Source organism: Halanaerobaculum tunisiense, from assembly GCF_054657635.1.
In genome coordinates this window covers 23,932-31,780 of record NZ_BAAHYI010000019.1, presented here as the reverse complement: position 1 = coordinate 31,780, position 7,849 = coordinate 23,932, and the positions used below count along the sequence as shown (strand labels likewise).

Below are 7,849 nucleotides of genomic sequence, written 5' to 3'. Positions count from 1 at the left end.
TAGTTGAAAAACTCAATCATAGAATGATTTATAGGTTTTGAATTTAACTCTAAATTTTCAATTATCAACTGTCAATTTATTAATGGGGTGTCGCCAAGTGGTAAGGCACAGGACTTTGACTCCTGCACTCGCTGGTTCAAATCCAGCCACCCCAGCCAATGAATTAAATTTACAATTAACAATTTACAGTGAACAGTTAGAAAAGCAAATAATTTAAATTCAACTGTAAATTCTAAATTGTACACTGTCAACTATCTATAGGCCCCCATCGTCTAGCGGCCTAGGATACTGGGTTTTCATCTCAGCGGCAGGGGTTCGAATCCCCTTGGGGGTACCAATAAATTAAATAATGCGGAGGGGTTCCCGAGTCTGGTCAAAGGGAGCAGACTGTAAATCTGCCGGCGATGCCTTCAGAGGTTCGAATCCTCTCCCCTCCACCACTAAATATGCGAAAGTAGCTCAGTTGGTAGAGCGCCTCGTTGCCATCGAGGAGGTCGCGGGTTCAAATCCCGTCTTTCGCTCCACTCTTATATTAGAAATGCCTTGTTATCTGAAGATAACAAGGCATTTCTAATATTATAAGTTATTTTATCTGTTAGAAAGCAGGATTTTTTGTTAGATTGCTGAATTAATACATAGATTAGGTGATTTTGAATCAGATGGAGGTAATAATAAGTGGATGATAGTGATAATAAGTCTGAAGCTAAAGTAGAAATTTTAGGTGAAGAATATATCATTAAAGGAGATAAATCTGCTGATTATATTATTGATCTGGCTTCGTTTTTAGATAATCATTTGCAAAAAGTAAAAGAAAAAAATTCTTCTAATTCTAGAGGTAAAATTATGATTTTAGGTGCTATGAACTTAGCTGATAAATTGTATACAGCCCAAAGTGATTATCAAACTTTAGAGAATAAATATCAACAACTTCAAGAAGATTATCAAGAAATTAAAGCTAAATATCAGCAGTCAGGAACAGAGGAAGAATCATAGAAAGGAAGAATGAATTGTGGGTTTTAATGTAGTTGATGGAATGATACTATTATTAGGGATTATATTTTTTTTAAAAGGATATAATTTTGGATTAATTGAGCAACTTACAACTATAATATCAATTCTATTAGGGATTTATGTAGCAGCTGACCAATATAAAGTTTTAGCCAGCTTTTTACATCAAAAATTTTCTTTTACTATGCAGGTGGCTAATTTATTTTCTTTTGCTATAATTATATTGATTATAGGAATTATAGTTAATTATTTAGGTCAAGCTATTAATCATATGTTTGACTTATTATCACTATCTGTTATTGATAATTTAGGTGGAGCTGTATTTGGTTTAGTGAAGGGAAGTTTAGTTATCTATATATTAATATTGTTATTGGCTAGACTAGGTGATTATTTATCATGGCAGATATTACAGCAACAAGTTAATCAATCGTATTTTGCTTCTATTTTTCTTCAGTTCAATCTAGTGATAGAGGAAAAGATAAATCATTTTATTCCCTAAATTAGGGAGGCAGTAATGTGAATAATCTAAATGTTAGTTTAATACTATCAGAAATTGCAGATTTACTAAAAATTAAGGATGCTAATCAGTATAAAATTCAAGCTTACCAAAGGGCTAGTAAAATAGTTGCTGAATTAAGTAGTGATATTGAGGACTATTGGGCCCAGAAAGAATTAACTAACATTGAGGGGATAGGTGATGGTATTGCTTCTAAAATAGAAGAGATTTTAGCTACAGGAACTTGTGCTTATTATCAAGAATTAATAGCTGATTACCCAGTGAGTTTGACTTCTTTATTAGCAGTAAGAGGCGTAGGGCCTAGTAAAGTAAGGAAGTTTTATAATCAATTAGGTATTACTAATTTAGAGCAATTAGATAAAAAAGCTAATACTGGAGAATTGGTACAGATATCAGGAGTAGGTTCTAAGACTACAAATAAGATTTTAACTAGTACACAAAAATTATTATCCAGTCAAGAAAAGATGGATTTAGGTGCGGCTAGTAGATTAGCTACTAAACTAGTTACTTATTTAACAGGATTGCAAATGGTAAGTAGGATCCAGCAGGTAGGAAGTATGCGTCGCAAAGAGGAAATAGTAAGTAATATTTCTTATGTAATACAAGCTATTAAACCAGAATCAGTAAGTAGTAAAGTAGCAGAATTACCACTTGTAGCTAACATAAAAGAGAAGACTGATCAAAAATTAATTGTTAAGACCAAGTTAGGGTTAACTGTTACCTTATTTTTTACTTCCCAGAAGCAGTTTAGCAGAGATGTTTTTTGGTTGACTGGTAGTAAAGAGTTTAATACTCAATTAAAAAAATCAATTTCCCCACTAGATAATAGAGAGGAATTTGAGACTGAAAAGGATATCTTTAGAGCTATTAATCTACCTTATATTATACCTGAGTTAAGAGATCAAACAGATAGTATAGCAGCAGCTCAAAAAGATAAATTACCGGCTAGTATTACCTTAGAAGATATTCAAGGTGATTTACATCTGCATTCTCAGTGGAGTGATGGAAATTATAGTATTGCTGATATGGCTCGAGCCTGTCAAGAGAAAGGATATCAATATTTAGCAATTACTGACCATACTCAGGCTTTGACTGTAGCTAATGGGCTGGATTACAATAGATTACAAGAACAATGGGCTACAATTGATAGAGTAAATGATGAATTAGAGATCGAAATCCTAAAAGGGGCTGAAGTGGATATTCTAGCAGATGAATTGGATTATAGAGATCATATTTTAGCAGAATTAGATATTGTAATTGCTTCAATCCATCACCAATTTGATAGTAGTCAACAAGAGATGATGCAGAGACTTTTTATTGCTCTAGAACATCCGGAAGTTGATATTTTAGGTCATCCTACTGGTAGATTAGTGATGGGCAGAAGTGCTTATAATATAAATTTTGAGCAATTGGTTACTAAGGCTGTAGCCACTAATACTATATTAGAGATTAATTCTGCTCCGCAAAGATTGGATTTAGGAGCCCAACAGGTTAAGATAGCACAACAATTAGGGGCCAACTTTGTAATCAATACTGATGCTCATAGGACTAAACAACTTACTAACTTAGAATATGGTGTTGATTTAGCTCGTAAAGGATGGTTAGAAGCAGAAGATGTGATTAATACACTAGAATTAGAGGAGTTAAAGGAAGTACTGAAGTACTAGAGTAATAATTTTTACTATCCAGAGTAAACTAATAATGGAGTTAACTCAAACTTAAACTCAAACTCAACTAGAAGGGGTCACTAAAGTGGATATAGGAGATTTTAATCAAGGTAAGATAACAAGGACAGAAAAAATAGGAGCTTATCTAGAGATAGATGGCGAAGAGGTTTTGTTGCCTAGTAAGTATATTCCGGCTGAAGTCAAAGTAGGAGATAGTCTAGAAGTATTTGTTTATAAAGATTCCAAAGATAGGAATATAGCAACTACTAAACAACCAGTAGCTAAAGTAGGCGAGTTTGCTTATCTTAAAGCAATAGATGTCAATAAGATCGGAGCATTTTTGGATTGGGGACTAGAAAAAGATTTATTATTGCCTCATAGTGAGCAAGTTAGTAAAATTAAAGAAGGTAATAGATATGTGGTAAGAGTTACTTATGATCAAGTATCTAATCGTATCTATGCTACTGAAAAGTTTGATAAGTTTATTGATCAAGAAGAGATAGATCTTAGTGAGGGCGAAGAGGTAGACCTGCTAATTTATAAGTATACTGATTTAGGAGTCAAGGTAATCATTAATGATCAGTGCTACGGGTTAGTATATAAGGATGATATTTATAAAAAATTAGAGATTGGGGATCAAGTTACAGGTTATATTAAAAAGATCCGTGAGGATAATAAGATAGATGTTAGTTTACGAAAGATAGGTTATGGCCGAATAGAAGATGCTAAATCAAAAATACTTAACGAACTGCAAGCTGAAGATGGCTTTTTAGCTTTAAATGATGATAGTTCTCCCCAACAGATTAAGAAAAGATTACAGATGAGTAAGAATACTTTTAAGCAGGCTATTGGAGGATTATATAAAGAAGAAATTATTGATATAACTAAGGAAGGTATTGAGCTACAATAGCTATTTCGGAAAAGCTACAAAGTAGCTTTTTTTCGAGTAACTTTTATTGAACTAGAACACTCTTTTGTAATTACTAGGTAAGAGTTTTGCAACGACCTTTGAATTTTTTAGTAACGAATCTTAGCGAACTAGAGTAAAAATAAGGCTTGGATTACCTAATTTGGCGGATATTAAATTAGGTTAGCCTTATTTTTAAGCAGTGAGTTGTAGATGAGTTTGAAAAAAATTCCGGAAGTGAGAAAACTCTTACCTAGTATACTATTAAGAATATTAACAGTAATTTAATAAGTTAAAATTTAATAAAGAATAGGAGGAAGACTAATGAACTTAGCAGAAATTTATCAATTAGCTATCGATACTGGCTGGGAAGTTGATCCTCGACAAGAAGAGGAGTTAAAAAGAGTTTTAGCAGATAAAGAAGAGGAATTTGCTGACTTGTCTGCTGATGAGAAAGAATACTTTGATCAGGATAGCTTAGAGAACCCTTATGCTGATACTAGGATTTTATATGGCAATCAAGATAAAGAAGTAAACCGAGTCCTAATGGGGATTGATATTGATGTTAGTGAGATTTTGATAGCTGATAGACTGACTGAGAAAGGTAAGGAGATTGATGCTATAATTTCTCATCATCCTAAAGGTAAAGCATTAGCTGCTTTAAATGAAGTTATGCATATGCAAGAGGATATTCTACATGATCTAGGGATTCCAGTTAATGTAGCAGAAGGGATGTTAGCCGATAGAATCAGTGAAGTAGAACGCGGGATTATGCCTCTTAATCATAATAAAGCTCGTGATGCAGCTCGCTTGCTTGATTTTCCTTTATTATCAGTTCATACTCCAGCTGATAATCTAGTAGTTAATTTTCTTCAGGACAAGATCGATCAAGCTGAATTAAATAAGGTAGCTGATGTTGTTGATTTATTAATGGGGATTCCTGAATATCAAGCAGCTACTAAAGCAAAAGCTGGTCCTAATGTAGTAGCGGGGGCTAAGGATAACAGAGCTGGTAAGGTAGTAGTTGATATGACAGGTGGTACTGGTGGTGCTAAAGAGGAGTACGAAAAGTTGGCCCAAGCAGGAGTAGGTACTTTAGTCTGTATGCATATTGGGGAAGAGCATCTTAAACAAGCTAAGGAGCATCATATTAATGTAGTAATAGCTGGTCATATGGCTAGTGATTCAATTGGTATGAATTTATTTGCTGATAAATTAGTAAAGCAAGGAGTAGAGATTATCCCTTGTTCTGGTTTAATTAGATGTAATAGATAATTATTAGTAGGCCTTTAATCAACTTAGATTAAAGGCCTTTGCTTATGTAATTAACAACTAGACAGAAAAGTTACTTTTAGGAGGCTGATTTGTTCAATGGATAAACATGCTTTAGAGGTATTGGAATTTGCTAAAATTAAAGACCAGTTACAGGAATATATCACCTCTAAATTAGGCTCACATTTAGTTGATAAATTAAGTCCTAGTAGTGATATAGATCATATTCAAGCTAGACAAGAAGAAGTAACAGCAGCTAAAAAGATTCTTAGTCGCGAGAGTGCTCCTCCATTAGGTGGGATTTATGACATTCGTTCTGCTTTAGATAAGGTGGAGAAGGGCGCTATCCTAAAGAGTGAAGAACTATTAGATATCTTAATCACTTTACAGTCAGGCAAGAAGTTAAGAGATTATTTTTCTGGTTTAGAAGATGAAAATGATGAATATTCAAGATTGCTACAAATCAGTAGTCAGTTAGAAACTTTCTCTGGGTTAGAAAGAAAAATCAGCGGAGCTATTACTAATCAGGGGCAGGTTAAGGATGGAGCTAGCTCTAAACTAGCTGAGCTAAGGAGACAGATCAGGACTACTAGTAATCAAATCAAACAGAAATTGAATTCTATTCTTAATTCTAATCGTTATCAGTCTTATATTCAAGACTCAGTAGTTACAATTAGAGATCAAAGGTATGTAATTCCTATTAAAGCAGCTGATCAAAATAATTTCCCGGGCATTGTTCATGATAAGTCGGCTAGCGGCCAGACTGTTTTCATTGAACCAATGCCTGTAGTAGAAATTAATAATCAGTTACAACAATTAAGATCAGAAGAAGAAGAGGAAATCAAGCGCATTTTACAAGAGCTTTCAGCAGCAGTAGGCAAGAAATTAGAGCCGATTAAGGAAACGATTAAGGTGTTAGCAGTACTGGATTTTATATTTGCTAAAGCAAAATATAGTATTGAATTAGATGGTTCTGAACCATTATTGAATACAGCTGGGGAGACTGATCTTATCAGAGCTCGACATCCTCTCTTAACAGGTGAAGTGGTACCAATTGATATTAATTTAGGAGCTGATTTTTCTAGCTTAGTAATTACAGGACCTAATACTGGCGGAAAGACTGTTAGTCTTAAGACAGTAGGCTTATTGACTGTTATGGCTCAATCTGGGTTACACATTCCTGTCTTATCTGGTTCTCAAGTTGCTATTTTTAATCAAGTTTATGCTGATATTGGTGATGAGCAGAGTATAGAACAGAATCTAAGTACTTTTTCTTCTCATATGACTCAAATTATTAAGATTGTTGAACGAGCTAATGTTGATTCATTAGTATTATTAGATGAACTAGGAGCCGGAACTGATCCAGTAGAAGGATCAGCATTAGCTAGAGGGATTCTAGATCATTTACACAGTCAAGGAGCTAAAACAGTAGCTACTACTCATTATAGTGAGCTAAAGACTTATGCTTATAATCACCAAGGAGTTAAAAATGCTGCAGTGGAGTTTGATGTAGAGACTTTACAACCTACTTATGAATTACAAATGGGTTTACCAGGCCGGAGTAATGCTTTTCAGATAGCTAATCGGTTAGGATTAAAAGAAGAAATTATTGATCGGGCTAGTGAATTTTTAGACCAAGAAGATGTTGAGTTGGATAATATCATCCAACAAATTGAAGAAGATAAGCGACAGTACGAAGAACATAAACACAAGGCCCAGGAAGATAAACAAAAGGCCCAGGAGTTAAAAGAAGAATACGAAGTCAAACTAGAAAAGTTAAAAGAGAAACAAGAACGGGAGTTAAAAGAAGCTTATAGAGAAGCTAATAAGATAATTAAGCGAGCGCAACAAAAAGCAGACCAGATTATTACTGATCTAAAGGAAAAACAAAGTATATCTGATCGAGAGATTCAAGCGGCTAGAAGTGAACTACGTCAGGAAAAGAAAGAACTTAAAGCGGAACGTCAAGATTTAGTAGCCGAACAAAAGCAACAACAGGAGATACCAGATCTTGAACCAGGAGATAAAGTTAAAGTAGCTAGCTTAAATCAACAGGGAAAAGTATTAGAAGTTTATGATGATAAAGAAGAAGCATTAATCCAAGCAGGAATTATGAAAGTAACAGTTGATCTAAGGGAAGTAAATAAAACTAAGGATCAAAGAGAAGAGAAAAATAAATCACAGATAAATATCAGTCAGGTCCGAGGTGCTAAGACTAAAAATATATCTCCTGAAGTTGATTTAAGAGGTTTAAGAGCTCAAGAGGCCCGAAATAAGTTGGATAAGTATTTAGATAATGCTTTATTAGCTAATTTAAATCAAATAGAAATCATCCATGGTAAAGGAACAGGAACCTTAAGAGAAGTAGTAGCTGATAAATTGGATAATTATCGTAATATTAAGGATTATAGATTAGGTAAACCCAAAGAAGGAGGAACTGGAGTAACGATTGCTACTTTAGAATAAATAAAAAATGAG

Annotated in this window: 6 protein-coding genes and 4 tRNA genes; all 10 read left to right on the top strand. The window is 34.0% G+C overall.

The annotated features are described in order from the left end of the window. Positions 1–83 precede the first annotated feature (83 nt). The 10 genes from ACYQ3D_RS12515 to ACYQ3D_RS12470 all read left to right on the top strand — a co-directional run bounded on the left by ACYQ3D_RS12515 (position 84) and on the right by ACYQ3D_RS12470 (position 7,837). Positions 84–158: transfer RNA gene (locus ACYQ3D_RS12515), tRNA-Gln, on the top strand. A gap of 103 nt (positions 159–261) precedes the next feature. Then, positions 262–337 (top strand) — tRNA-Glu (locus tag ACYQ3D_RS12510). Positions 338–353: 16 nt separating this feature from the next. Then, a tRNA-Tyr gene (locus ACYQ3D_RS12505) sits at positions 354–440 on the top strand. 8 nt (positions 441–448) lie between these two features. Beyond that, positions 449–524, top strand: a tRNA-Gly gene (locus ACYQ3D_RS12500). A 151-nt stretch (positions 525–675) separates the two neighbouring features. Beyond that, positions 676–993 (top strand): cell division protein ZapA, encoded by a 318-nt coding sequence (locus ACYQ3D_RS12495; RefSeq protein ID WP_459838784.1) that lies wholly within the window; start codon positions 676–678, stop codon positions 991–993. A gap of 16 nt (positions 994–1,009) precedes the next feature. Then, the gene (locus ACYQ3D_RS12490; RefSeq protein WP_459838782.1) at positions 1,010–1,507 is read left to right on the top strand and encodes a CvpA family protein; all 498 of its coding nucleotides are present in this window, start codon (positions 1,010–1,012) and stop codon (positions 1,505–1,507) included. 17 nt (positions 1,508–1,524) lie between these two features. Next, positions 1,525–3,192 (top strand): DNA polymerase/3'-5' exonuclease PolX, encoded by a 1,668-nt coding sequence (polX, locus tag ACYQ3D_RS12485; protein ID WP_459838780.1) that lies wholly within the window; start codon positions 1,525–1,527, stop codon positions 3,190–3,192. 85 nt (positions 3,193–3,277) lie between these two features. Continuing rightward, positions 3,278–4,102: a CvfB family protein gene (locus ACYQ3D_RS12480; RefSeq protein ID WP_459838778.1), complete on the top strand. Its 825-nt coding sequence runs from the start codon at positions 3,278–3,280 to the stop codon at positions 4,100–4,102. 321 nt (positions 4,103–4,423) lie between these two features. Continuing rightward, positions 4,424–5,374 (top strand): NGG1p interacting factor NIF3, encoded by a 951-nt coding sequence (locus ACYQ3D_RS12475; protein ID WP_459838776.1) that lies wholly within the window; start codon positions 4,424–4,426, stop codon positions 5,372–5,374. Between the two features lie 96 nt (positions 5,375–5,470). Further along, the gene (locus ACYQ3D_RS12470) at positions 5,471–7,837 is read left to right on the top strand and encodes an endonuclease MutS2 (protein ID WP_459838774.1); all 2,367 of its coding nucleotides are present in this window, start codon (positions 5,471–5,473) and stop codon (positions 7,835–7,837) included. Positions 7,838–7,849 lie beyond the last annotated feature (12 nt).

Coding starts and splice junctions, on each gene's coding strand:
- ACYQ3D_RS12475 (WP_459838776.1), top strand. CDS start 4,424: ATGAACTTAGCAGAAATTTATCAATTAGCTATCGATACTGGCTGGGAA.
- ACYQ3D_RS12470 (WP_459838774.1), top strand. CDS start 5,471: ATGGATAAACATGCTTTAGAGGTATTGGAATTTGCTAAAATTAAAGAC.